Raw genomic sequence first — 25,696 nt, 5'->3', positions numbered from 1 at the left:
GGCTTGGACGGGTGGGGCAGACTCCACGTCACGAACGAATAAATCCTTTCACGTGACCTCTGGCACGGAAAATCTTTCGTTGCTAGCCTGAATGAACAAGAATTCTCCGAAAGGAGACTTGGTTCGTCGTCGCGCCCAGGGTGGGACGACGGGCCCTGCCCGGACACCCCTTGGAGGAACGACAATGGCGTCGCGTTTCCGCGTCACTTATGCCACTCTCTCTGCCGACAACGACGACCTGCACGCCGCCTACGAGCAGGGACTGGAGACCGCGAGGTCCTGGTTCGGCAGCACCCTGCCGACGTACGTCGACGGGGAGGCGCGCACCAGCGGCGAGCTCTTCGACGTGCCCAGTCCGGTGGACACCTCGGTCGTGCTCTGCCACGTCCATGCGGCGACGACCGCCGACGTCGACGACGCGGTGGCCGCGGCCAGGGCCTACGGCGCCGAATGGGCCAGGACCCCGTGGCGGGAGCGCGTGGCCATCCTGCGCCGCGCCGGCGACCTGATCAGCGAGCGCTCCAACGAGCTGGCCGCCCTGATGAGCATGGAGGTCGGCAAGAACCGCCTCGAGGCGCTCGGCGACGTCGAGGAGTCCGCGGTGTTCTTCCGCTACTACTCCGACATGATGGAGAAGCACGACGGCTTCGACGTCGCGATGGACTCCATCGTCGATGCCGAGTCCAACCGCAGCGTGATGCGCCCGTACGGCGTGTGGGGCGTGATCAGCCCGTTCAACTTCCCGATGGCGCTGGCCGCCGGACCGACCGCCGGTGCCCTGGTCGCCGGCAACACGGTCGTGCTCAAGCCCAGCCCCCAGGGCACGTTCTCGGCGATCAAGCTCTACGAGTGCCTGCGCGACGCCGGCCTGCCCGCCGGTGCCTTCCACGTCGTCCCGGGCGGTGACGAGATCGGCAAGGCCGTGGTCGCCCACCCTGACGTCGCGGGCCTCTCGTTCACCGGCTCCTACGAGGTCGGCATGTCGATCTACAAGCAGTTCGCCACCGCCTTCCCGAAGCCGGTGGTCTGCGAGATGGGTGGCAAGAACCCGACCATCGTGTCCCGCAAGGCCGACATCGAGCTGGCGGCGGCCGGCATCGCCCGCTCTGCGTTCGGCTTCTCCGGCCAGAAGTGCTCTGCCTGCTCACGGGTGTATGTCGAGCGGGACGCCTACGAGCCCTTGATGGCTGCCCTGGCCGAGAAGGCCACCGGCCTGGCACTCGGCAACCCGACCGACCGGGACGTGTTCCTCGGCCCGGTCATCGACGAGGCGGCGGTGGCTCGCTTCACCGAGGCCGTCGACCACGCCCGCTCGAACGGGCGTGTGGTGGCCGGCGGCGACGTGGTCGGCAAGAGCCCGGCCGGAGCGCTGGGCCACTACCTGGCGCCCACCGTCGTGACCGACCTGCCCACCGACGACAAGCTGTTCCGCGACGAGCTGTTCGTGCCGTTCGTGGCGGTGGCCCCGATCGACTCCATCGACGAGGGCCTGGCGCTGGCCAACGACACGGACCTCGGCCTGACCGCCGGGTTCTTCTCGGCCGACGACGCGGAGGTCCAGCAGTTCCTCGACACGATCGAGGCGGGTGTGGTCTACGTGAACCGCGCCGCGGGCGCCACGACCGGGGCGTGGCCCGGGGTCCAGCCGTTCGGCGGCTGGAAGGGCTCCGGCACCGCCGGCAAGGCCGGTGGCGGCCTCTACTACGTGCAGCAATTCCTTCGTGAACAGTCCAGGACGGTGGTGTCGTGATGACGCAGGTGGAGATGAACCCGACGTGGCTGGCCGACCGGCCGGTGCCCGACATCCGCACGGCGCTGCCCGGGCCCGAGGGGCAGAAGGTGCTCGACCGCGACGGCAGCGTGACCAGCCCGTCGCTGCCGCGGGCCTACCCGTTGGTGCCCGCCCGCGGACACGGCGCGGTCATCGAGGACCCCGACGGCAACCTCTTCCTCGACTTCAACGCCGGCATCGCGGTGAACTCCACGGGCCACTGCCACCCCAAGGTGGTGGAGGCGGTGCAGGCCCAGGCCGCCCAGCTGCTGCACTACTCGGCCAGCGACTTCTACCTGCCGATCTACTCCCAGATGTGCGAGGCGCTGGCCCGCACGCTGCCGATCTCGGGACCCAAGCGGGTCTTCCTGACCAACTCCGGTGCCGAGGCCGTCGAGGGCTCGATCAAGCTCGCGCGCTATGCCACCGGTCGCCCCTACGTGATCAGCTTCTACGGCGCGTTCCACGGCCGCACCTACGGCGCGGTCAGCCTGACCGCCTCGAAGGCGAAGTACCACACGGGCTTCGGGCCGCTGCTGCCCGGCGTGCTGCACGCGCCGTACGCCTTCAGCGAGCGTGACCCCGAGACCGGTGCCCGCGTGCACGACGAGGACGCCACCTTCGACTACCTCGAGAACACGCTGTTCCGCTACGAGGTGTCGCCGACCGAGGTGGCCGCGATCTTCCTCGAGCCGGTGCAGGGCGAGGGCGGCTACATCGTGCCGCCCGCGGCGTGGGTGCAGCGGCTTCGTGAGCTCTGCGACCGCCACGGCATCCTGCTGGTCGCCGACGAGGTGCAGTCCGGCATGGGCCGCACCGGCAAGATGTGGGCGATCGAGCTGGCCGACGTCGAGCCCGACGTCATCATCAGCGCCAAGGGCATCGCCTCCGGCCTGCCTCTGGGCGCGTTCGCGGCGAAGGCGGAGCTGATGGAGAAGTGGGGCGCCGGTGCGCACGGGTCGACGTACGGCGGCAGCCCGGTCGCCTGCGCGGCAGGCCTGGCCACCCTGGAGACGATCCAGTCCGAGGGACTGGTCGAGAACGCCACGAAGATCGGCGAGGAGCTGGTCCCCGGGCTCAAGGACCTGCAGTCCCGGTTCCCGAAGATCATCACCGACGTCCGCGGTGTCGGGCTCATGCTCGGCGTCGAGTTCCGCACGCCCGAGCAGGCCGCCGACGTGCAGCAGCGCGCCTTCGAGCAGGGCCTGCTGGTCCTGGAGTGCGGCGAGAGCACGATCCGGATGTCGCCCCCGCTGGTGGTCACGCCCGAGCAGGCGCAGACCGCGCTGCGGATCTTCGGCGACTCGGTGGCCGCGGTCGCGGAGTGAGCAAGCACGTCTTCTCGCGCGGCGGTGACCGGCTCCCGGTCGCCGCCCGCGGGAGCGGCGCGGAGATCTTCGACACCGACGGCCGCCGCTACCTCGACGGCTCCGGGGGCGCGATCGTGGTCGGCATCGGCCACGGAGTCACCGAGGTCGCCGACGCGATCGCCGAGCAGGCCCGGGCCATCGCCTACGCACACGGCACCGCCTTCACCTCCGACTCCCTCGAGGCGTACGCCGAGGAGCTGGCACCGCTGCTCCCGATGGACGACCCGCGGATCTACCCCGTCTCCGGCGGGAGCGAGGCGGTCGAGACCGCACTGAAGATGGCTCGGGCCTTCCACCTGGCGCGCGGCGAGGACCGGCACGTCGTCATCGGACGGGCCGGTGCCTACCACGGCAACACCCGCGGAGCCCTCGACGTCTCCGGCCGACCCGGCCTGCGGGCGCCGTACCTCCCGTGGCTGGGGGCGGCCGAGCACACCACGACGCCCTACGAGTTCCGCTGCCCGTTCCCCGACAGCCACCCCGACGGTTGCGGGACCCGGCACGCCCAGGCACTCGACACGCTGATCGAGCAGACCGGCCCCGAACGAGTGGCCGCGTTCATCGCCGAACCGGTCTCGGGCGCGGCACTCGGCGCCTGCGTGCCGCCGCCGGACTACTGGCCGGCCATCGCGGAGGTGTGCCGTCGGCACGGCGTGCTGTTGATCGCGGACGAGGTGATGACCGGGTTCGGCCGCACCGGCGCCTGGAACGGCTGCGACCACTTCGGGCTGCGCCCCGACCTGATGGTGCTGGCCAAGGGTGCTGCGTCGGGATACTGGCCGCTCGGCCTCGCGGTGGCCTCCGGCCGGGTGTACGACGCCCTCGCCGACGGTGGGTTCACGCACGGGTTCACCTACTCCCACCACGCGGTGGGGGCCGCGGCCGGACTCGCCGTCCTCCGCCGGCTGCGCGACCACGACCTGGTCCGCGCCTCGGCCGAACGTGGTGACCAGCTCGACGCCGCCCTGCGCACCGAGCTCGGGGACCACCCGGCCGTCGGTGACATCCGCGGACTCGGGCTGCTGCGTGGCATCGAGCTCGTGGCCGACCGCCGTACGTCGCAGCCGTTCGCCAGGTCCGAACGCGTCGTCGAACGCGTCGTCGCGGCCGGCAAGGAGCAAGGGGTGCTGCTCTATCCCTCGACCGGCTGTGCCGACGGCATCGACGGCGACCTGATCCTGCTCGGACCTCCGCTGGTGATCACGCCCGGGCAGACCGAGGAGCTGGCCGCGCTGACCGCCGCCGCGATTCGTGACGTCCTCGGCTGACCGATCGACCTGTCGCCAGTTCTGGAGCGCGCCCGGAACTGGCGACAGGTCAGCATGAACTGGCGACAGGTCGCCGAAATGGGGTGCGGGACGTCCGACATTCGGGATTTACAAAAAGAATCAGAGTGTCAAGCCGTCCAATTGCTACCGAAGGGTAGTGAAGGCGTTCCCGGTCACCTAGGCTCGAGACCATGAGCCAGCAGACCCCGCAGCCAGAGCCCCTCGTGGGTGGGCCTCACGACCCCGAGCACGACCCGAGTGCCGCCTACGCACTCGAACCCGACTACACGGCCGCGCTGACCCGGCGCATCGTGTCCACCTCGGGTGACTCGGTGCTGTCGGTCAGCCCGGTCAACGGCCAGCCCCTGGGCCACGTCCCGCAGTCGAGCGAGGACGACATCGTCGAGGCCTTCGCCCGTGCCCGCCGCGCGCAGGCCGCCTGGGCACGTACGTCGCTCGACCACCGCGCGGAGATCCTGTTGCGCCTGCACGACCTCGTGCTCGACCGCGAGGCGGAGATCATCGACCTGGCCGTCTGGGAGTCGGGCAAGGCCCGCAAGGACGCCTACCTCGAGGTCTACCACGTGGCCCTGACCGCGCGTTACTACGCGCGCACGATCCACCAGTACCTCGACACCCAGCGGCGCGCGGGCGTCGTACCCGGTGCCACGCGCATCGACCTGAACCGCGTGCCCAAGGGTGTCGTCGGCATCATCGCGCCGTGGAACTACCCGTTCACGATGGCGCTGTGCGACGGGTTGCCGGCGCTCGCAGCGGGCAACGCGGTGGTCACCAAGCCCGACAGCCAGACCATGCTGACCGCACTGCTCGGCGCCCAGCTTCTCGAGGAGGCCGGCTTCCCGAAGGACCTGTGGACCGTCGTCGCCGGTCCGGGTTCGCGGGTCGGCACCTCGTTGATCGCGAAGTCCGACTACGTCTGCTTCACCGGCTCGACGGCCACCGGCAAGCGGGTCGCCGCAGGGTGCGCGGAGCGCCTGATCGGCTGCTCGCTCGAGCTCGGCGGCAAGAACCCGATCCTGATCCTGCGCGACGCCTCGATCGAGAAGGCCGCCGAGGGCGCCGTCCGCGCGACCTTCTCCAACGCCGGGCAGCTCTGCGTCTCCACCGAGCGCCTGCTGGTCGCCGACCAGGTCTACGACCGGTTCGTCGAGCGCTTCGTGGCGCGCACGAAGGCGATGGTGCTCGGCCCGGGCCACGAGTGGGCCACCGACATGGGCTCGCTGATCTCGCAGGCCCAGCTCGACACGGTCATCGCCCACGTCGACGACGCCGTCGCCAAGGGCGCCACGGTGCTCACCGGTGGCAAGGCACGGCCCGACCTCGGCCCCTACTTCTATGAGCCGACGATCCTCGAGGGCGTCACGCCCGACATGACCTGTTTCGGCAACGAGACCTTCGGCCCGGTCATCTCGGTCTACCGCTTCCACGACGAGACCGAGGCGATCGCGAAGGCCAACGAGGGCGACTACGGCCTCAACGCCGCGATCTACAGCCAGGACGGCAAGCGGGCCCGCGCGATCGCCCGCGAGATCAAGTGCGGCACGGTCAACGTCAACGAGGCGTACGGCGCCACGTTCGCCAGCGTCGACGCGCCGATGGGCGGCATGCGCCAGTCGGGCATGGGCCGTCGTCAGGGTGCCGAGGGCATCCACCGCTACACCGAGCCCCAGTCGGTCGGGACCCAGCGGGTCTGGGGGTTCCGCCCGGTCAAGGGCATGTCCAACGAACTGTTCGCCAAGACGCTCACGGCCAGTGCGCGTCTCATGAAGAAGACGGGCCGCGCATGACCCACTACGACGTACTCATCATCGGATCCGGTTTCGGTGGCTCGGTCTCGGCGCTCCGGCTGACCGAGAAGGGCTACAAGGTCGGTGTGCTCGAGGCCGGTGCCCGCTTCGAGGACGACGACCTGCCGAACACCTCCTTCGACCTGAAGAAGTACCTCTACATGCCGGCCGCCGGCATGTACGGCATCCAGCGCATCGACATGGTCAAGGACTGCCTGATCCTGGCCGGCGCGGGTGTCGGCGGTGGGTCCCTGGTCTACGCGAACACCCTCTACGAACCCCTCGACGCGTTCTACCGCGACAAGTCGTGGTCGCACATCACCGACTGGAAGGCCGAGCTGGCGCCGTACTACGACCAGGCCAAGCGCATGCTCGGCGTCGTCGAGAACCCGCTGATGACCGCCTCCGACCGGGTGATGAAGCAGGTCGCCGACGACATGGGCGTGGGCGACACGTTCCACCCGACCCCCGTCGGCGTCTTCTTCGGTGGCCCGGGCCAGCCGAGCCACAAGGCCGTGGCCGACCCGTTCTTCGGTGGTGCCGGCCCCGACCGCAACCCGTGCAAGAACTGCGGTGAGTGCATGACCGGCTGCCGCCACAACGCGAAGAACACGCTGGTCAAGAACTACCTCTACCTGGCCGAGCAGAACGGTGCCGTCGTACACCCGCTGACCACGGTGACCCGGGTCCGCCCGCGTCGCCTCGGCGGCTACGAGATCCAGGCCCGCTGGACCAAGGCCAAGCTCTCCCGCAAGTCTGCCGTGAAGACCTTCACCGCCGACCAGGTGATCTTCGCCGCCGCAGCCCTCGGCACGCAGAAGCTGCTGCACCAGCTCAAGGGCGAGGGCGACCTGCCCTACATCTCCGACCGCCTCGGTGTGCTGACCCGCACCAACTCCGAGGCGATCCTGGGTGCCCTGGCGCCCGACCGCTCGACCGACTTCACCCACGGCGTGGCGATCACGTCGTCGTGGCACCCCGACGAGCACACCCACATCGAGCCGGTCCGCTACGGCAAGGGCAGCAACGCGATGGCGATGATGCAGACCGTACTGGCCGACGACACCGGCACCGAGCCGCGCTGGCGCACCTGGCTCAAGGAGCTCTGGAAGCAGCGCAAGCAGGCCCTCGACCTCTACGACATGAAGCACTGGTCCGAGCGCACCGTCATCGCCCTGGTCATGCAGACCCTCGACAACTCGATCACCACCATCGGCAAGAAGACGCCGTTCGGCTGGCGGATGAGCTCCAAGCAGGGTCACGGCGAGCCTAACCCGACGTACATCCCCGTCGCCTATGACGCCGTACGCCGGATGGCCGACGTGATGGGCGGTACGCCGGGAGGCAACGTGGGGGAGCCGTTCAACGCGCCGCTGACCGCGCACTTCATCGGTGGCTGCACCATCGGCGACTCGCCGGAGAGCGGGGTCGTCGACCCCTACCAGCGCATCTACAACTACGAGGGCCTGCACATCGCCGACGGCTCCGCGATCTCGGCGAACCTGGGCGTGAACCCGTCGCTGACGATCACGGCGCAGGCCGAGCGGGCGATGTCGTTCTGGCCGAACAAGGGCGAGGCCGACACCCGCCCCGCGATGGGTGCGGCCTACTCGCGGATCGCCCCGGTGCAGCCGGCGCACCCGGTCGTTCCCGAGTCCGCCCCCGGCGCGCTGCGACTGCCGATCGTCGGCGTCAGCTGACTCCACTGCCGGATCTGACGGTTTGCACCCCCAGACGGGGTGCAAACCGTCAAAACGGGCGCGCCCGACCGACGGGCTGGAAAGTTTTGAAGAATTGCGTGGTTCGGGCGTAACCCGCCCCCACGGCTCTCGTTGAGGTGTGTGGGTCCGACAGTCATGCTCCCTCCCACGTCGGGCCCCATGTCCAAGCTCTGTCCAGCAGATGCATGGACGATCAGGGCCCGACCACCCTCCCTCCCCGGTCGGGCCCTGATGCGTTCCCGGACCATTTCAGAACGGCGCACCATTTCGGAGCGGCCGCGGATGATCGATAGGATCCCGCCATGACCGGTCCCGCGCACAGCCCGCACGAGCACGATCTCGTCCTCGTCGTCGATTTCGGGGCGCAGTACGCCCAACTGATCGCCCGTCGTGTGCGTGAGGCCCGGGTCTACTCCGAGATCGTGCCGCACACGCTGCCGGTCGCGGAGATCCTGGCCCGCAAGCCGAAGGCGATCATCCTGTCCGGCGGCCCCTCCTCGGTGTACGCCGAGGGCGCTCCCGGCATCGACGCCGACCTCTTCGCGTCCGGCGTACCCGTCTTCGGCATGTGCTACGGCTTCCAACTGATGGCCAAGAGCCTGGGCGGCGAGGTCTCGCACACCGGGGCCCGCGAATACGGCCGTACGCCGGTCCGCGTCACCGCTCCGGGCACCCTCCTGTCCGACATCCCCGCCGAGCACAAGGTGTGGATGTCCCACGGAGACTCCGTGACCGCCGCGCCGGCCGGGTTCGACGTGCTCGCCTCGACCGACGTCACCCCGGTGGCCGCCTTCGAGAACCTGGAGAAGCGCCTCGCCGGCGTGCAGTGGCACCCCGAGGTGCTGCACAGCGAGCACGGCCAGCAGACCCTCGAGCACTTCCTGCACGACATCGCCGGCTGCCGCCAGACCTGGACGATGGTCAACGTCGTCGAGGAGCAGGTCGAGCGGATCCGCAACCAGGTCGGTGACGCCCGCGCGATCTGCGCCCTCTCCGGAGGCGTCGACTCCGCGGTGGCCGCGGCCCTGGTCCAGCGCGCCATCGGCGACCGCCTGACCTGCGTGTACGTCGACCACGGCATGATGCGCAAGGGCGAGACAGCGCAGGTGCGTCGCGACTTCGAGGAGGTCTTCGACACCCTCGACGTGGTCGACGCCGAAGACCAGTTCCTCGGTGCGCTGGCCGGTGTGCGCGACCCCGAGGAGAAGCGCAAGATCATCGGGCGCGAGTTCATCCGCACCTTCGAGGACGCAGAGGTGCGGGTCTTCGGCTCGCTGTCCGACGACGAGCGCGGCGACACGGCGTACCTCGTGCAGGGCACGCTCTACCCCGACGTCGTCGAGTCCGGCGGCGGTGCCGGCACCTCCACGATCAAGTCGCACCACAACGTCGGCGGGCTGCCGGAGGACCTCCAGTTCGAGCTGGTCGAACCGCTGCGCACGCTGTTCAAGGACGAGGTCCGGTCAGTGGGGGAGCAGCTCGGTCTGCCTTCCACGATGGTGTGGCGCCAGCCGTTCCCCGGACCAGGCCTGGGCATCCGCATCATCGGCGAGGTCACCCGCGAGCGCCTCGACATCCTGCGTGAGGCCGACGCGATCGCCCGCGAGGAGCTCACCCGTGCCGGCCTCGACCGTCAGGTCTGGCAGATGCCGGTGGTGCTGCTGGCCGACGTACGCTCCGTGGGCGTGCAGGGCGACGGCCGCACCTACGGCCACCCGATCGTGCTGCGGCCGGTGACCTCCGAGGATGCGATGACCGCCGACTGGGCGCGCATCCCCTACGAGGTGCTCGAGACGATCTCGACCCGCATCACCAACGAGGTGGCCGAGATCAACCGGGTCACCCTCGACGTGACCTCGAAGCCCCCGGGCACCATCGAGTGGGAGTGACCAACCGGGGATTCTTGCGCTTCGAACCGTGGATTCTTGGTGACCGGACGTCAATGATCCACGGTTCGCGCATCAAGAATCCACGGTTCGCGTCAGACGTGGAGCTCGGTTCGGTCGGAGGCCAGGAGTACGGCGCCGACCAGTGAGGCCCGCTCGCCGAGCACGCCGGCCTCGACCGGAGTGCTCGCGGCGGTGTCGAGCGCGTGCCGGCGCAGGCCGACCCGCACCGAGTCGAGCAGCAGGTCGCCGGCGCGGGCCATGTCGCCGCCGATCAGCACGATGTCGGGATTGAGCAGGTTCACCACGGACGCGACGCCCCAGCCCACGTGCAGACCGGCGTCCTCGAAGGTGCGCAGCGCGGAGACGTTGCCCTCGCGGGCCGCGGCGATGATGTCGTCGATCGACGCGTCGGGGAACTGGCCGACCAGGAGATCCTGCACGGCGCCGACGGACGCGTAGGCCTCGAGGCAGCCGCGGCTGCCGCACCGGCAGACCGGGCCCTGGGCGTCGAGGGTGAGGTGGCCGATCTCGCCCGCGCTGCCGGAGGACCCACGGAACAGTCGGTCCTCGAGGATCACGCCGGCGCCGACGCCTGACGAGATCTTGATCAGCACCGAGGTGGCGTGGTCGCGCGCCGCGCCCTGGCGGTGCTCGGCCAACGCCGCGAGGTTGGCGTCGTTCTCGATGTGCACCGGCCTGTCGAAGACGGCGGTCGCCACCTCGCGGGCGTTCACGCCGACCCAGCCGGGCAGGATCGCCGACGAGCGGACGAGCCCGGCGACGATCGGTGCAGGCAGGCCCATCCCGATGTTGCGGACAGGCTCGTCGATGCCGGCCTCCTCACACAGCTCGGTCATCAGGCTCCGGGCCAGGGTGAGGCCCTCGTCATGGGTGTGGGCCGGGTCGAGGGGCTGGCGGCGCTCGGCGATGACGTTGCCGGCCAGGTCGCCCAGCCCCACCGAGAGGTGACTGTGCCCGAAGTCGACCCCGGCCACCACGCCGGCGGCCCGGGCGATGCGGATCGTCGTGCCCCGCCGGCCGCTGCCGGGTTCGGTGGACACGAGCCCGGCGCCGGCGAGGTCGCGGACGATGTTGGACACGGTCGCGGGGGCGAGCCCGGTGATCCGGGCCAGCTCGGCCTGGGTCAGGGGCGCGCCGTCCGCCGGGACGCCGCCGATGCGGCCACGGAGTACGTCGACCACGCGCAGCTGGTTCGCCGTACGCAGCGACGACGTCGAGCCGGGATGGTGCGCGGCAGGTGTCTCGGGCGGCATGGGTGAACCTTCTGACATCGCAACGCTTGTCGTCAAGAGAAGCGTCCAAATTGCTCAATGTTGCGACTTGGAACGATTTTGCGTTCAACTCTTGACGACAAACGGTGTGAGCCACAACACTCGACCTCACCAGCGCCGGACGCCGTCCTCACGGTGGCGGACCGGGAATCAGGAGGAAGTCGTGACCACAAAGTTCCATCGCGTCGCCGCCATCGGTGTCGCCGTACTGATCAGCGCCGGCACCCTGGTGGCGTGCGGCGCCAACGACGCGGCCGAGGGTGGCGACGACCCCGTCATCGCCCTGCTGCTCCCCGAGACGAAGACGACGCGCTACGAGACCTTCGACAAGCCTCTCTTCGAGGCCAAGGTCAAGGAGCTCTGCGAGGAGTGCGAGGTCAAGTACTTCAACGCCGACGGTGACGTGAACGCCCAGTCCGAGCAGGTCGACTCCGCCATCACCCAAGGCGCCGACGTGGTCGTCCTCGACCCCGTGGATGCGAACACTGCGACGTCGCTGATCAAGACGGCGCGAGAGTCCGACGTGCCGACCGTGGCCTATGACCGATTCATCGAGGGTGCCGACTACTACATGTCGTTCGACAATGAGACCGTCGGCCGGATGCAGGGTGAAGCCCTGATCGAGGCCATGGGCGACAAGGGAAGCATCATCATGCTGAACGGCGACCCGCGCGACCCGAACGCGCCGGTCTTCAAGAAGGGTGCGCACTCGGCGATCGACAAGTCGAACCTCAAGGTGATCGCGGAGTACGACAACCCTGACTGGAGTCCCGAGAACGCCAACCAATTCACCACGGACCAGTTGACCAGGTTCGGCAACGACAGGATCCAGGGCATATACGCCGCGAACGATGGCCAGGCCGGCGGTGCGATCAGCGCGCTCAAAGGCGCCGATGTCAAGGAGTTGCCGCCGGTGACCGGACAGGACGCCGAGGTCACTGCCATTCAGCGCATCGTGGCGGGTGAGCAACGGATGACGATCTACAAGTCGATCAAGGAGCAGGCCGAGAAGGCGGCCGAGGTAGCAGTGGCGATTGCCCGAGGTGACGAGGTCACCGGTGCCTCTGACTATGAAGGCGTTCCGTCCTTCATCTTCGACCCGGTCGTAGTGACGCAGGACAACATCATGGACACGGTGGTCGCGGATGGCTTCTGGTCCGTTGACGACATCTGTACGGCGGACTATGCGGACGCTTGTGCGGCGGCCGGTGTGAAGTGACGCACGACGTGGAGGTCGCATCGGCCGGGGAGAACGTGCTCTCCCTCACCGGGGTGACCAAGAGGTTCGGGGCCGTTCAGGCGCTCAGCGACGTGGCGCTCGAAGTTCACGCCGGTGAGGTGGTCGCGCTCGTGGGCGACAACGGCGCGGGCAAGTCAACGCTCGTCAAGATCATCGCCGGCGTCTATCAGGCCGACAGCGGAGCGATGACCTACGCAGGTACGACGACGAGTCCGGACGGCCCCTCGCAGGCCAAGGCGCTGGGTGTCTCCACCGTCTTCCAGGACCTCTCCTTGTGCGACAACCTCGACGTCGTGGCCAACCTGTTCCTCGGTCAGGAGCTGAGAAGGTGGTCGCGCATCGACGAGGTCGCGATGGAGAAGGAGGCCTGGCGACTGCTGCGCAGCCTGTCGGCCAAGATCCCCTCGGTGCGCATTCCGATCGCCGCGCTCTCGGGCGGTCAACGCCAGACGGTGGCGATCGCCCGGGCACTGGTCGGATCACCCAAGGTCGTGATCCTCGACGAGCCCACCGCGGCGCTCGGTGTCGCGCAGACGGCCGAGGTGCTCAACCTCGTCGAGCGACTCCGCGAGAACGGCCTCGGTGTCATCCTGGTCAGCCACAACATGGCCGACGTCCAGGCCGTGGCCGATCGGATCGTGGTGATGCGGCTGGGCCGCAACGCCGCCGAGTTCCGCGCCGCAGACACGTCCACCGAAGAGTTGGTCGCGGCGATCACCGGGGCGTCGGACAACGTCGTCGCTTCACGAGCGCAACGCAGGGGACTGGCCCATGACGAGTGAGACCGCCGAATCGCCGATCGCCGCAGATCTCGTCGACGAGCGACTGATCGGACGCGGCGGGGTCACGGGGGGTGCCCGCAGCCTCTGGAACCGGATCCGGGGCGGCGACCTCGGCATGCTGCCGGTGATCATCGGGCTGATCGTCATCAGCCTGGTCTTCTATGCGATGGAGCCGATCTTCCTCTCCTCGCGCAACCTTGTCTCCATCACCCAGTTCGCCGCACCTGTGGGCATCATCGCGCTCGGCATCGTGCTGGTGCTGCTGCTCGGGGAGATCGACCTCTCCGTGGGCTCGGTCAGTGGCATGGCGGCGGCGGTGATGGCGGTCGTCGTCGTTCGCCAGGGTCACGACATGGCGCTCGGCCTCGTGGCCGGAATCCTGTCGGGGCTTGCCGTGGGCCTGTTCTACGCGATCCTCTACAACGCGTTCGGCATTCCGAGCTTCGTCTTCTCGCTGGCTGGCCTGCTCGGCTTCGAGGGCGTGCTCTATCTGGTGCTCGGCAAGGAAGGGTCGATCAACCTGCCCGAGGGCAGCAACTTCGTGCAATATGTGCGCTACGAATACCTCCCGCAAGGTGCGGCATATGCCTTGGTCGTGTTGCTGAGTGTCGGGTACCTGACCAGCCGCTCGCTCGCCTCCAGGAGTCGAGAAAGAGCCGGGCTGAGTTCGCTGTGGATGCCGGGCGTGCTGATCAAGGCAGGCCTGATGCTCGTCGGTCTGCTGTTCGCGACCTACTACCTGTACATCGACCGCGGCTGGGGCTACCTCTGGGTGTTCTTCGTCCTGCTCGTCATGATTGTCGACTTCGCTCTGCGTCGTACGACGTGGGGCCGTCACGTGTTCGCAATCGGTGGCAGCGAGGACGCCGCGCGTCGCGCCGGCATCAAGGTGGGACGCACCTATGTGTCCGTCTTCGTGATGTGTTCCACCCTCGCTGCCCTCGGCGGGCTGCTGGCGGCGGCGCAGGTGACGTCAGTGTCGCAGAGCAGCGGCACCGGCGACACGAACCTCACGGCGATTGCGGCCGCTGTCATCGGCGGCACCAGCCTGTTCGGCGGCCGGGGCTCGGCGTGGTCGGCGCTGCTCGGCATCCTGGTGCTCAAGGCGATCCAGAGCGGACTCAACATGGTTGGCGTCGACTCGTCGTCGGTGCGACTCATCGTCACCGGCGGGGTGCTCCTGCTCGCCGTTGCGGTTGACTCCAAGGCGCGCCAGGCCAGGGAGTCCAGCGGCCGCGGCTGACTGGCCCCTCCGAGGTTGAGTGCTGAGGTGGTCGCCGGAGCAACCACCACAGCAGTCAACCGCAGGTCGTGCGAAGTTGGTTGCCACATTCCCCACGGTCGCCTCGTCGTAGTGAGTGAGAGAGTGACGTAGCAGCCGAAACAAGGTGGGGACTTCATGCGGCAGGGCGATCGGGCGCAGTTCGAGGACTTCGCGCAAGCGACCTCGGGCGAACTGCTCCGGGCGGCCTACCTGATGTGTGGAGACCGGTTCCTCGCCGAGGACCTCGTGCAGGACACCCTGGCCCGCGTCTACGGCCGCTGGCCGAAGGTCCGCGACGCTGAGAACCCGGTGGCCTATGCCCGCACCATCCTGGTCCGGCTGTTCATCAGCACGACCCGCAAGCGGTCGTCGACCGAGCGGCCCACCGCCGACATCCCGGATCAGGCATGCCTCGACGCGGACGTCGCGCTGCGACACACGTTGGTCGCGGCGCTGCGCCAACTGTCTGCGACCGACCGCGTGATCGTGGTGCAGCGCTACCTGGTCGGCCTCGACTGCCGGTCCGTCGCACGCGACCTGGACCTGTCCGAGCAGGCCGTTCGCAGCCGCAGCTCGCGGGCTCTCGCGAGGGTGCGAGAGATTCTCGGGCCCGATTTTCTGATCACGAGCAGGAGCGGGCTCCATGAATGAGCACGAGATGACGGCACTGCTGGAACGAGCGACTCAGGGCGTTCACGGCACCGAGGCGCTCGTGGCCGGCGGCGTACGCCGAGGGCAGCGTCGGGTACGTCGGCAGCGTGCGACGGCGCTGGCGGGCGCAGCGGCGGTGGTCGCACTGGTGGCCACCACCGCGATGCTGGGCCCGTTCGGGGAGAAGGCGCCGAACCCGGACGAGCGGGTGGCCGCGACCGACGTCAAGCCGAAGCCCGCGGAGGCAGGGCCTGCACTGCCACCCAAGCTCGAGCGCTTGCAACAGCAGGTGATGGCTCCAGTGCCAGCGCGACTGGTCGCGGACGGCACCTACGTCGGCACGATCGAGTTCGATCCGCGCGACGGCACAGGTCTGGGAACCGTCCAGGCGATCGTGACCGAGGACCCCGATGACCCGCTCCTGTCCACGTGGGCAGGCAGGTGCGCGCAGTTGGAGGGCTGCTCCGAGACGGCCGGCGGTTGGGTGCTGGTCGAGCCCAGCAGCCCCGATGTGCTGGGCGTCAACCCCGACCTCGAAGGCGCCCGGGGGTTCTACCTCGGCCGTGACGGCAGGTCGGTCGACCTGGTGGCCTACAACGGCACCGATCCGCAAATGGGCGGGCCGGTGACCCGGGAGGACCCGGTGCTCAGCCGCCAGGAGCTCGTGCAGCTGGTCACCGACCCGACCTGGTTCGACTCTTGAAATGAGTTGAGGGCTCAGGTGGTTGCCATGGCAGCCACCTGAGCCCTCAACCTCGTCAGGTCAGTCGTTCTCCCAGTCGCGACGCGGACCGGTGCGGGCATCGGTCTCCTCGTCGGACATCTTGCGGGAGACGGCCAGGCTGGCGATCGCGGTGATGGCCAGGGTGCCGATGATCACCACGAGCGAGAGCCAGATCGGCACGTCGGGCGCCCACTTGATGTGCTCGCCGCCGTTGATGAACGGCAGCTCGTTCTCGTGCATCGCGTGCAGCACCAGCTTCACGCCGATGAACAGCAGCAGGAACGCCAGCCCGTAGGACAGGTAGATCAGGCGCTGCAGCAGGCCGCCGATGAGGAAGTAGAGCTGGCGCAGGCCCATCAGCGCGAAGACGTTCGCGGTGAACACGAGGTACGGGTCCTTGGTGACGCCGTAGATCGCAGGGATCGAGTCCAGCGCGAACAACAGGTCCGTCGTACCGAGGGTCAGCACGACGAGGAACATCGGCGTGATGAGGCGCTTGCCGTTCTCGATCGAGAAGAACTTGGTGCCGTGCCACTCGCTGGTCGCCGGCAGGTGGTTCTCGGCGAACTTCACGAGGCGGTTCTCCTCGTATTCGTCGTCCTCGTCCTCGGCGCCTTCCTTGGCCAGCTTGTACGCCGTCCAGACCAGGAACAGGCCGAAGATGTAGAAGACCCAGCTGTACTGGTTGATGGCCGCCGCGCCGAGCACGATGAAGATCGCGCGCATGACCAGCGCCAGCACGATGCCGATCATCAGCACCTTCTGCTGGTACTCACGCGGCACGTTGAAGTTGGCCATGATGATGATGAAGATGAACAGGTTGTCGATGGAGAGTGAGTACTCCAGCAACCAGCCCGAGAAGAACTCGAGTCCCGGGCTCGGGGACAGCTCGTGCGGTTCCGCGAAGATGAACAGGCAGACGCCGAAGACGATCGCCATGCTCACGAAGATCGCGAGGTGGGTGCTGACCTCCTTCATGGAGGGCTCGTGCGGTCGACGGCCGATGATGGCCAGGTCGACGGTGAAGACGGCGACGGCGACGAAGATGGTGATGGCCCAGATCAGCGGGCTGGCGACGGAATCGCCGATGATTGCACCCAAGGAAATCTCCTCCGGAGTGGCGTGACGCTGCGGCACTTGGGGATGCGACAGCCGGACATGGACTCCGGAGGTCTCTTCCGCCCGATGTGAGTCGGACCAGTGGCACCGGACAGATTGCTCTGTCGTGGTGACGACACCACTGCGAAGGAATACTCCCCTCCTGAACGCGGACAGTGTTTCACGTTCCGTCGCCCGATGAGAACTCGCTAGGGTCGGTGCATGTCACGCGCCGTGCACCACCTGGACCTGTGGGTCGCCGATCTGGCCGTCGCCGAGGGGGAGTGGGGCTGGCTGCTCGGCGAGCTCGGCTGGGAGGTCGACATGACGTCGGGCAGCAGCCGTTCCTGGGCGCATCCCGACGGCACGTACTTCTTCATGGAGCGCTCTCCCGACCAGCTCGACGAGCCGCACGACCGGCTGCGACCCGGCCTGAACCACCTCGCCCTGCTCACCGACGAACGCCACCTGCTCGACCGCATGCGGGCCGAGTCCAGCGCCCACGACTGGCACGAGCTGTACGCCGACCGCTACCCGCACGCTGGCGGGGAGGAGCACGTCGCGCTCTACCTGGAGAACTCCGAGGGCTTCGAGGTCGAAGTCGTGTGGGAGCCCTGAGCGTGGGCGACCGCTGGGCGCAACGCCTCATGCGCAACCCGCTCCTCGCGCCGGTCTACGAGAAGGCCTACCGGCCGCTGCTGGGCTGGGCCTTCATGGGGTTCGACCTCGACCACCTGCGCAACGAGCGCGCCCTCACCGTCCGGGCGCTGCGGTTGAAGCCGGGCCACCTCGTGCTGGACGTGGCCTGCGGCCCGGGACTCTTCACTCGTGCCTTCGCGCGTGCGGTGGCTCCTGCCGGACTGGCGGTCGGCATGGACATGTCAGGTCCGATGCTCGAGAGGGCCCGTACGACGAACGCGCACGAGCGGGCGACGTACGTCTTCGGCGACGCGACCGACCAGCCCTTCCCGGACGACGCGTTCGACGCGGTGAACTGCTACGCCGCGCTCTACCTGATCCCGGACCCGTTCGCGGCGTTCGACGAGATGCTGCGCGTCCTGAGACCCGGCGGACGGATCTCGTTGATGACCAGCCGCGAGTCGCCGTACCGCCTGGTCCGGCCGGTGCAGTCCCGGGTGCTCGGGGTGACCGGGCTGCGGATGTTCGACGCCGACGCGTTCACGGGCCGGCTGCGCGCGGCCGGGTTCACCGAGATCACCCAGGAGATCCACGGCGTCGCGCAGTACGTCGCCGCGACCGCACCCGCCTGACGGGTTCACCGAGGATTCACTCCCGGGGATGGGCAGGGTCGCCGCGGCGCTCTAACGTGAGGAGCCCGCCCACCCACCCGGAGGTTCCCGTGCGACGTCTGCCCGCCCTTGCCCTGATTGCCGCGATGGCGATCGCCCCGGCGCTGACCGGAGGTTCGGCACAGGCCGGCCCGACGCAGGCCGGGTCCGAGCGTGGCCACGATCGGTCGGTCCGGTTCGCCACCTTCAACGCCTCGCTCAACCGCACAGCGCCCGGCCAGCTGGTTGCCGACCTGTCGACACCCGACAACCAGCAGGCCCGCAACGTCGCGGAGACCATCCAGCGGGCGGCGCCGGACGTCGTGCTGGTCAACGAGTTCGACTACGACCCCGAGGCCGTGGACCTGTTCCGCGACAACTACCTGGAGGTCGGGCAGAACGGTGCCAGCCCGGCGCACTACCCCTATGCCTGGGTGGCGCCGTCGAACACCGGTGTGCCCAGTGGCTTCGACCTCGACAACAACGGCACCGTCGGCGGCGGCAACGACGCCCTCGGCTTCGGCGAGTTCGAGGGGCAGTACGGCATGGTCGTCTACTCGAAGTACCCCATCGACGCCGGTCGCGCGCGCACGTTCCAACACTTCCTCTGGAAGGACATGCCGGGTGCGCGGCTCCCCGACGACGCCGCGACACCGGCGCCGGGTGACTTCTACTCGGCCGACGAGCTGGCCGTCCTGCCGCTCTCGTCGAAGTCGCACTGGGACCTCCCGATCACGGTGCGCGGCCGCACGGTGCACTTCCTGGTCGCGCACCCGACTCCGCCGGTCTTCGACGGTCCCGAGGACCGCAACGGGCTGCGCAATGCCGACGAGATCCGGTTCTGGGCCGACTACGTCAGCGGCGGCCGCTCCGCGGCGTACGTCCGCGACGACGAGGGCCGCCGCGGTGGCCTCGACCGGCGCGCCCAGTTCGTGATCGCCGGTGACCTCAACTCCGATCCGCGCGACGGCGACTCGCTGGCGGGTGCCACCGACCAGCTGCTCGACAACCGCCGGGTGAACACGTCCTCCACGCCGACCTCCGAGGGCGCGGTCGAGGCGTCCGAGCTGCAGGGCGGCGCCAACGAGTCGCACGTTTCCGACCCGGCGTACGACACGGCCGACTTCGCCGACAACACCCCCGGCAACATCCGCGCCGACTACGTGCTGCCGTCGAAGGGACTGCGGATCCTCGACTCCGCGGTCTTCTGGCCGACCACCACCGACCCGCTCCACCGGCTCACCGGCGCCTACCCGTTCCCGACGTCCGACCACCGCCTGGTCTGGGTCGACGTACGCCGCTGAGCCCGGCGTCGCGACCGTGGTCAGCGAGGCGCGGATTCTCCGACCATGGGCGGATGCGTCGGGGCGTGCACCGCCCTACGGTGGGCGGCATGGCCAACGCATCTCGAACGTGGGAGTCGATCATCCTGCCGGTGCAACGTCGGCTGGCGAATCCGATCGCCCGTCGCCTGGCGCCCCACCTGCGCGGTGAAGCTGTGCTGGAGACGATCGGTCGGACCAGTGGCCTGCCACGCCCGACCCCGGTCGGTGGCAGGCTCGACGGCAACACGTTCTGGATCGTCTCGGAGTTCGGCCGCCGCTCCCACTACGTGCGCAACCTCGCGGTGAATCCGCAGGTCCGTGTCCAGCTCGCAGGCGTCTGGCGAACCGGGGTGGCGGTCATTCTCGATGACGACGATCCTCGCGCCCGGCTCAAGCAGTTGCCCAGGATCAACAGTGCGCTGGTGCGACTCGTCGGCACCGACCTGCTGACCATCCGGGTGGACCTGGCGCCTGCTCCTGACTAGGTGCGCTTGATGGGTACGCCGTACAGGGTGGTGCGTTCGCGGACGGGGCGGTCGATTCCGGCGCCGATCTCTACCAGTTCCTCGACGGTCTTGGCCGAGCCGTGCTCGGAGCCGGCCATCCGGGAGATGGTCTCCTCCATCAGGGTGCCGCCGAGGTCGTTGGCGCCCGCGTTGAGCATGGCGCGGGTGCCTTCGGTGCCGAGCTTGACCCAGGAGGTCTGGATGTTGTCGATGCGTCCGTGGAGCATGATCCGGGCCATCGCGTGCACGGCGAGGTTGTCGCGCAGGGTCGGTCCCGGGCGGGCCACCCCGGCGAGGTAGATCGGTGAGGAGGTGTGCACGAACGGCAGGGGGACGAACTCGGTGAAGCCACCCGTCTCGTCCTGGATGCGGGAGAGCACGCGCAGGTGCTGCACCCAGTGGCGCGGGTTGTCGACGTGGCCGTACATCATCGTCGAGCTGGACCGGATGCCCACCTTGTGTGCGGTGGAGACGATCTCGATCCAGGTGGCGGTGGGCAGCTTGCCCTTGGTCAGGATCCAGCGGACCTCGTCGTCGAGGATCTCCGCGGCCGTGCCCGGGATCGTGTCGAGGCCGGACTCGCGGGCCTTGATCAGGAAGTCCTCGAAGCTCAACCCGGTGCGTGAGGACCCGTTGACGATCTCCATGGGTGAGAAGGCGTGCACGTGCATCTCGGGCACCCGGGTCTTGACCGCCGCGGCGAGATCGAAGTAGGCGGTGCCGGGCAGCTCGGGGTCGATGCCGCCCTGCATGCAGACCTCGGAGGCACCGAGGTGCCAGGCCTCCTCGGCCCGGTCGGCGACCTGGTCCAGGGACAGGGAGTAGGCGTCGGCGTCGGTACGGCGTTGGGCGAACGCGCAGAACCGGCAGCCGACGTAGCAGACGTTGGTGAAGTTGATGTTGCGGTTGACGACGTAGGTGACCTCGTCGCCGACGACCTCCTTGCGGAGCGCGTCGGCCAGCCTGATGACCTCATCGAGCAGGTCGCCCTCGGCGGTCATCAACGTCAGCGCGTGCTCGTCGGTCAGGTTCCCCGGATCCGCCTCCGCCGCCGCCAGGGCGGCGGATTCATCCCGGCCCACGGGGCCGGAGGCGGAGCCTCGGGAGCGTAGAGGGGTTTGGTCGCGACGCAGCGACTGAGGTTCTGCCGCAGGCCCGGAGGGCCGGTCCTGATCCGCCACCTCGGCGGCTGCGGAGCTGACCTCGTCCCAGGAGCCGTAGACGGTGTCGAAGTCGTCGCGACGATCGTTCGTTCGGCCCTCGGTGTCGATGCTCTCGTGGAGATCGGTGCGGCCCACGCTGGCGAAGCCACCGTCGGGTTCCTGCCACGGCAGTCCCTCGGGTCGTACGCCGACCTTCGCGAGACCGTCCTCGTCCGCGAGGGCGGCCACGTGGCCCGAGACACGGGGGTCCAGCCACGGCTCACCCTGGACGACGTACTCGGGGTGCACGGTCAGCCGCGGTCGCAGCTCCAGACCGGACGCGGCGGTCAACGCACGCAACCGCTCCAGCGAGGGCCACGGGCGCTCGGGGTTCACATGGTCGGGCGTCAGCGGCGAGACGCCACCCCAGTCATCGACACCGGCACCCAACAGTGCGGTGCATTCCTCGAGGGAGACAAGGTTCGGTGGTGCCTGGATCCGCATCTTCGGGCCGAGCACGATGCGGGTGACCGCGATCGCCGCACGGTACTCGTCGAGGTCGAGGTCGTCGGTGTGCCGCATCGCGGTGTCCGGCTTGGCCCGGAAGTTCTGCACGATGACTTCCTGCAAGGCGCCGTAGCGTCGGGCGTTGGCCCGCAGCGCGAAGATCGTCTCCGCACGCTCCTCCAGGGTCTCGCCGATGCCGACCAGCAGGCCCGAGGTGAACGGGACCGAGAGGCGCCCGGCGTCCTCGAGCACCCGCAACCGGACCGCCGGGTCCTTGTCGGGGGAGCCGTGGTGAGCCTCGCCCTTGGTCTCGAAGAGCCGACGCGAGGTGGTCTCGAGCATCATCCCCATCGACGGGGAGACCGGCTTGAGCCGGTTCAGCTCCTCCCACGACATCACGCCGGGATTGAGGTGCGGCAGCAGACCGGTCTCCTCCAGCACCCGCACCGCCATCGCCCGGATGTAGGCGATCGTCGAGTCGTAGCCACGGGAGTCGAGCCACTCGCGGGCCTCGGGCCACCGGTCCTCGGGCCGGTCACCCAACGTGAACAACGCCTCGAGGCAGCCCAGCTTCGCGCCCTGGGCCGCGATGTCGAGGATCTCATCCGGGGACAGGTAGGGCTCCCGGCCCTCACGGGCGGCCTGCCCCGGGGTCTCCACGAACGTGCAGTAGTGGCACCGGTCGCGGCACAACCGGGTGATCGGGATGAACACCTTCGGCGAGTACGTCACCACCCCCGGACGTCCGGCCGCCACCAGTCCGGCGTCGCGGACCCGGGCGGCCGCCGTACACAACGCGTCGAGCTGTTCGCCGGTCGCGGCCAGCAACGCGGCGGCCTCGGCCTCGTCGAGGGCGGCTCCGCGCTCGGCACGGGCCAGCGCGCGGCGGATCTGCTGTGGTGTGACGCTCACGGGGTCGAGGCTACTTCCCAGCGTGAACATCGGTGCGGCCAGTCCCACTCACGCGCTGGAGGAACCACCACCCGGGGGCTCAGCCCACGCGCTCGGAGTCACAGGCCGAGGGACCGGCCGATGATCTCCTTCTGGATCTCGGTCGTGCCGCCGTAGATCGTGGAGATGCGGCTGTCGAGGTAGGCCCTGGCGACCGGGTACTCCATCATGTAGCCGTAGCCGCCGTGGAGCTGCACGGCCTGGTTGACCAGCTTGTTCTGCAGCTCGGTGGCCCAGTACTTCGCCATCGAGGCGCCCATCGCGTCGAGCTCGCCTGCGTTGTGCTTGGTGATGCAGTCGTCGATGAAGACGCGGGTGATGCGCGCCTCGGTGGCCATCTCGGCGACCAGGAAGCGGTTGTGCTGGAACTTGCCGATCGGCTTGCCGAACGCCTCGCGGGTCTTGGCGTATTCGAGGCAGAGGTCGACCATCAGGTCGCACACGGCGGCGGCCTGCGCCGCGATGATCAGCCGCTCCTGCTGGAGGTTCATCATCAGCGAGATGAAGCCGCTGCCCTCCTCGCCGAGAAGGTTCGCCTTGGGCACCTCGACGTCGGTGAACGACAGCTCGGCGGTGTCCTGGGCGTGCAGGCCGATCTTGTCGAGGTTGCGGCCGCGCTCGAAGCCGGGCATGCCGCGCTCGACCACGAGCAGGCTGATGCCCTGGTGTCCCGCGTCCGGGTTCGTGCGGGCCACCACGATGACGATGTCGGCATTGATGCCGTTGGAGATGAACGTCTTCGAGCCGTTCAGCACGTAGTGGTCGCCCTTGTCGACCGCGGTCGTGCGGATGCCCTGGAGGTCGCTGCCGGCGCCGGGCTCGGTCATCGCGATCGCGGTGATGATCTCGCCGCTGACGCAGCCGGGCAGCCAACGCTGCTTCTGCTCGTCGGTGGCCAGGCTGGAGAGGTAGGGAACGATGATGTCGGTGTGCACCGAGAAGCCGGGGCCGCTCACGCCGGCCCGGCTCTGCTCCTCCGAGAGCACCACGTTGTAGCGGAAGTCCTTGACCCCGGCGCCGCCGTACGCCTCGTCGACGTCGAAGCACAACAGGCCGGCCTCGCCGGCCTTGAGCCACAGGTCGCGGGGGACGATGCCGTCCTTCTCCCACTGGTCGTGGTGCGGCACGACCTCCTTCTCGAAGAAGGTGCGGCAGCTCGCGCGGAAGTCCTCGTGCTCGGCCTCGAAGATGTCGCGGGTCATCCGATCAGCTCCTTCATCTCGCGGACCAGTGCGGCCGGGTCGTCGGCGGCCGGGGTGATCTGCAGGTTGGTGACGCCGGCGGCCCGGAACGCCTCGATGCGCTCCTTGACGTACGCCGCGGGGCCGACGAGGTTGCCGAGCTCGAGCATCTCGAGCGGAATGGCTGCCTCGGCTTCCTTCTTCTTGCCGTCGAGGTAGAGGTCCTGGACCAGCTTGGCCTCGGCCTCGTAGCCGTACTGGACAGCGAGCTCGTTGTAGAAGTTCTTGCCGCGCGCGCCCATGCCGCCGATGTAGAGGGCGGTCAGCGGACGCGCGAAGTCGAGCAGCCCCTTGACGTCGTCGCCGATGGCGCACATGCCGCCGGCCGCGATCTCGAGGGGCGCCAGGTCGGCCGACCGCTTGGCCCTGCCGGCCGCGAGCGCGTCGCCCCAGACCGACTCCGCCTTCTCGGGAATGTAGAGAAACGGCAGCCAGCCGTCAGCGATCTCCGCGGCCTGCTCGACGCTCTTCTGGCCGAGTCCGGCGATGTAGATCGGGACGGCGTCGCGCTCGGGGTGGGTGAGGATCTTCAGCGCCTTGCCCAGCCCGGTGACCGCGCCGTCCTCCTTGCTGAGCGGCAGCTTGAAGATGCCGTCGGCGGCGAGCTTCTCGCGGCGCAGGCCGGCGCGCATCAGATCGATGACCTCACGGGTGCGGCCCAGGGGCTTGGAGTAGGGAAGTCCGTGCCAACCCTCGATCACCTGCGGGCCGGAGGCGCCCAGGCCGATGATGGCCCGGCCGCCGGAGACGTTGTCGAGGCCGGCTGCGGTCTGGATCAGCGTGCCCGGCGTGCGCGAGTAGATGTTGAGGATCGCAGCGCCGATCTCGATCGTCTCGGTCCGGGCGGCGAGGTAGCCCATCAGCGTGGGGGAGTCGAAGCCGTAGGCCTCGGCGACCCAGACGGTGTCAAGACCGGCCTTCTCGAGCTCGGTCACCTGGTCGGCGGCCTCGCGCGGGTTCCCGGCGTACATCAGGGGCATGGAGAGCTTCATGGACACGATCCTTCACGACCTTGGCATCTGGATACTCTGTGAACTGCGCGCAACAACAGTGACAGTAACACTGTCACGATCGCAAGGGGTTGCCGCACACCATGACTTCGCCGAACCAGGAGACACACCACATGACGACCTTCCGCATCGCCGTGATCGGCGGCACCGGCCCGCAGGGCAAGGGGCTCGCCTACCGCTTCGCCAAGCACGGGAACGAGGTCGTCATCGGCTCGCGGGCTGCCGACAAGGCCGAGGTCACGGCGAAGGAGATCGCCGAGCGGATCACCGCCGAGGGCGGCGCGCCGGTCGTCTCAGGGGCCGCCAACGCGGACGCCGTGTCCGCCGCCGACGTGGTGCTGCTGGCGATTCCGTTCAACGGCCACGACGAGCTGGTGGAGTCCCTCGCCGCCGAGCTGGCCGGCAAGACGATCATCTCGTGCGTGAACCCGCTCGGCTTCGACAAGGGCGGACCCTACGGACTCGACGTCGAACGCTCGGCCGCCGAGGCTGCGGCCGCGATCGTGCCGACGGCGTCGGTGGTCGGCGCGTTCCACCACGTGGCGGCCGCCTCGCTGTGGTCCGAGGACGAGTACCTCGACCACGAGGACGTCCTCGTCTGCGGTGACTCCGCCGAGTCGAAGGAGACCGCCCAGGAGCTGGCGCGCACCGTCACCTCGCGGATCGGCATCGACGCCGGCAAGCTGCGCCTGGCTCGTCAGCTCGAGCCGCTGACCGCGGTGCTGATCTCGATCAACAAGAAGTACAAGGTGCGCTCGGGCATCAGCATCTCCGGCCTCTGACCCTTCCGCTACCGAAGAGTCCGCATGAATTCGCGCGAGATTTCCTGCTGACTGTTCGGTAGCGG

At 68.8% G+C, this 25,696-nt stretch carries 21 protein-coding genes; 16 read left to right on the top strand and 5 right to left on the bottom strand.

What is annotated here, in order from left to right; genetic code table 11:
• The first annotated feature begins 184 nt into the window (after window positions 1-184).
• The 6 genes from ASD66_RS02815 to guaA all read left to right on the top strand — a co-directional run bounded on the left by ASD66_RS02815 (window position 185) and on the right by guaA (window position 9,827).
• Window positions 185-1,750: an aldehyde dehydrogenase family protein gene (locus ASD66_RS02815; RefSeq protein ID WP_056889976.1), complete on the top strand. Its 1,566-nt coding sequence runs from the start codon at window positions 185-187 to the stop codon at window positions 1,748-1,750.
• Window positions 1,750-3,099 (top strand): acetyl ornithine aminotransferase family protein, encoded by a 1,350-nt coding sequence (locus ASD66_RS02810; protein ID WP_056889975.1) that lies wholly within the window; start codon window positions 1,750-1,752, stop codon window positions 3,097-3,099. The genes ASD66_RS02815 and ASD66_RS02810 overlap by 1 nt, the downstream gene beginning before the upstream one ends.
• Window positions 3,096-4,409, top strand: coding sequence for an aspartate aminotransferase family protein (locus tag ASD66_RS02805; RefSeq protein WP_056889974.1), 1,314 nt, complete (start codon window positions 3,096-3,098; stop codon window positions 4,407-4,409). The genes ASD66_RS02810 and ASD66_RS02805 overlap by 4 nt, the downstream gene beginning before the upstream one ends.
• Before the next feature lie 191 nt (window positions 4,410-4,600).
• Complete coding sequence (locus ASD66_RS02800; RefSeq protein WP_056889973.1) at window positions 4,601-6,217, top strand: succinic semialdehyde dehydrogenase; 1,617 nt, start codon at window positions 4,601-4,603, stop codon at window positions 6,215-6,217.
• Window positions 6,214-7,917, top strand: coding sequence for a GMC oxidoreductase (locus tag ASD66_RS02795; RefSeq protein WP_056889972.1), 1,704 nt, complete (start codon window positions 6,214-6,216; stop codon window positions 7,915-7,917). Before ASD66_RS02800 ends, ASD66_RS02795 begins: the two co-directional genes overlap by 4 nt.
• 323 nt (window positions 7,918-8,240) lie before the next feature.
• On the top strand, window positions 8,241-9,827 hold the full coding sequence (gene guaA / locus ASD66_RS02790; RefSeq protein WP_056681615.1) for a glutamine-hydrolyzing GMP synthase: 1,587 nt from the start codon (window positions 8,241-8,243) through the stop codon (window positions 9,825-9,827).
• A gap of 92 nt (window positions 9,828-9,919) precedes the next feature.
• On the opposite strand, the gene ASD66_RS02785 is transcribed toward guaA, so the two are convergent.
• Window positions 9,920-11,101, bottom strand: a complete 1,182-nt coding sequence (locus ASD66_RS02785; protein ID WP_056889971.1) for an ROK family transcriptional regulator — start codon at window positions 11,099-11,101, stop codon at window positions 9,920-9,922.
• Between ASD66_RS02785 and ASD66_RS02780 the strand changes: the two genes are divergently transcribed.
• From ASD66_RS02780 to ASD66_RS02760, 5 genes are all read left to right on the top strand, one after another.
• Complete coding sequence (locus ASD66_RS02780; RefSeq protein ID WP_082599382.1) at window positions 11,100-12,338, top strand: sugar ABC transporter substrate-binding protein; 1,239 nt, start codon at window positions 11,100-11,102, stop codon at window positions 12,336-12,338. The genes ASD66_RS02785 and ASD66_RS02780 overlap by 2 nt on opposite strands.
• 8 nt (window positions 12,339-12,346) lie before the next feature.
• Window positions 12,347-13,141 carry an ATP-binding cassette domain-containing protein gene (locus ASD66_RS02775; RefSeq protein WP_056684890.1) on the top strand — a complete coding sequence of 265 codons (795 nt, stop codon included), beginning with the start codon at window positions 12,347-12,349 and terminating at the stop codon, window positions 13,139-13,141.
• Complete coding sequence (locus ASD66_RS02770) at window positions 13,131-14,384, top strand: sugar ABC transporter permease (protein WP_056681612.1); 1,254 nt, start codon at window positions 13,131-13,133, stop codon at window positions 14,382-14,384. Before ASD66_RS02775 ends, ASD66_RS02770 begins: the two co-directional genes overlap by 11 nt.
• 156 nt (window positions 14,385-14,540) lie before the next feature.
• Window positions 14,541-15,056, top strand: a complete 516-nt coding sequence (locus ASD66_RS02765) for a SigE family RNA polymerase sigma factor (protein WP_056889970.1) — start codon at window positions 14,541-14,543, stop codon at window positions 15,054-15,056.
• On the top strand, window positions 15,049-15,759 hold the full coding sequence (locus ASD66_RS02760) for a hypothetical protein (RefSeq protein WP_056889969.1): 711 nt from the start codon (window positions 15,049-15,051) through the stop codon (window positions 15,757-15,759). The genes ASD66_RS02765 and ASD66_RS02760 overlap by 8 nt, the downstream gene beginning before the upstream one ends.
• Before the next feature lie 60 nt (window positions 15,760-15,819).
• On the opposite strand, the gene ASD66_RS02755 is transcribed toward ASD66_RS02760, so the two are convergent.
• Window positions 15,820-16,881 carry a TerC family protein gene (locus tag ASD66_RS02755; protein WP_235529942.1) on the bottom strand — a complete coding sequence of 354 codons (1,062 nt, stop codon included), beginning with the start codon at window positions 16,879-16,881 and terminating at the stop codon, window positions 15,820-15,822.
• A 219-nt stretch (window positions 16,882-17,100) separates the two neighbouring features.
• On the opposite strand from ASD66_RS02755, the gene ASD66_RS02750 reads away from it, so the two are divergent.
• The 4 genes from ASD66_RS02750 (at window position 17,101) to ASD66_RS02735 (ending at window position 19,977) form a co-directional block, all read left to right on the top strand.
• Window positions 17,101-17,496 carry a VOC family protein gene (locus ASD66_RS02750; protein ID WP_056681609.1) on the top strand — a complete coding sequence of 132 codons (396 nt, stop codon included), beginning with the start codon at window positions 17,101-17,103 and terminating at the stop codon, window positions 17,494-17,496.
• A gap of 2 nt (window positions 17,497-17,498) precedes the next feature.
• Complete coding sequence (locus tag ASD66_RS02745) at window positions 17,499-18,149, top strand: methyltransferase domain-containing protein (RefSeq protein ID WP_156388512.1); 651 nt, start codon at window positions 17,499-17,501, stop codon at window positions 18,147-18,149.
• 89 nt (window positions 18,150-18,238) lie between these two features.
• The gene (locus tag ASD66_RS02740) at window positions 18,239-19,471 is read left to right on the top strand and encodes an endonuclease/exonuclease/phosphatase family protein (RefSeq protein ID WP_200949841.1); all 1,233 of its coding nucleotides are present in this window, start codon (window positions 18,239-18,241) and stop codon (window positions 19,469-19,471) included.
• Between the two features lie 89 nt (window positions 19,472-19,560).
• Window positions 19,561-19,977: a nitroreductase/quinone reductase family protein gene (locus ASD66_RS02735; protein WP_056889967.1), complete on the top strand. Its 417-nt coding sequence runs from the start codon at window positions 19,561-19,563 to the stop codon at window positions 19,975-19,977.
• On the opposite strand, the gene ASD66_RS02730 is transcribed toward ASD66_RS02735, so the two are convergent.
• The 3 genes from ASD66_RS02730 to ASD66_RS02720 form a co-directional block, all read right to left on the bottom strand.
• Complete coding sequence (locus tag ASD66_RS02730) at window positions 19,974-22,559, bottom strand: bifunctional FO biosynthesis protein CofGH (protein ID WP_235529941.1); 2,586 nt, start codon at window positions 22,557-22,559, stop codon at window positions 19,974-19,976. The genes ASD66_RS02735 and ASD66_RS02730 overlap by 4 nt on opposite strands.
• A gap of 98 nt (window positions 22,560-22,657) precedes the next feature.
• Window positions 22,658-23,800: an acyl-CoA dehydrogenase family protein gene (locus ASD66_RS02725; protein ID WP_056889965.1), complete on the bottom strand. Its 1,143-nt coding sequence runs from the start codon at window positions 23,798-23,800 to the stop codon at window positions 22,658-22,660.
• A complete protein-coding gene (locus ASD66_RS02720) occupies window positions 23,797-24,831 on the bottom strand; it encodes an LLM class F420-dependent oxidoreductase (RefSeq protein ID WP_056681604.1) in 1,035 nt (344 codons plus the stop codon). The genes ASD66_RS02725 and ASD66_RS02720 overlap by 4 nt, the downstream gene beginning before the upstream one ends.
• A 131-nt stretch (window positions 24,832-24,962) precedes the next feature.
• Here ASD66_RS02720 and npdG point away from each other — a divergent pair, with 131 nt between their 5' ends.
• Window positions 24,963-25,631, top strand: coding sequence for an NADPH-dependent F420 reductase (npdG, locus tag ASD66_RS02715; protein ID WP_056681603.1), 669 nt, complete (start codon window positions 24,963-24,965; stop codon window positions 25,629-25,631).
• The last annotated feature ends 65 nt before the right edge of the window (window positions 25,632-25,696 follow it).

It is taken from the genome of Nocardioides sp. Root151 (genome assembly GCF_001427925.1).
GTDB lineage: Bacteria > Actinomycetota > Actinomycetes > Propionibacteriales > Nocardioidaceae > Nocardioides.
The sequence above is the reverse complement of the archived record's forward strand: the minus strand, read 5'-3'. Positions and strand labels throughout refer to the sequence as shown.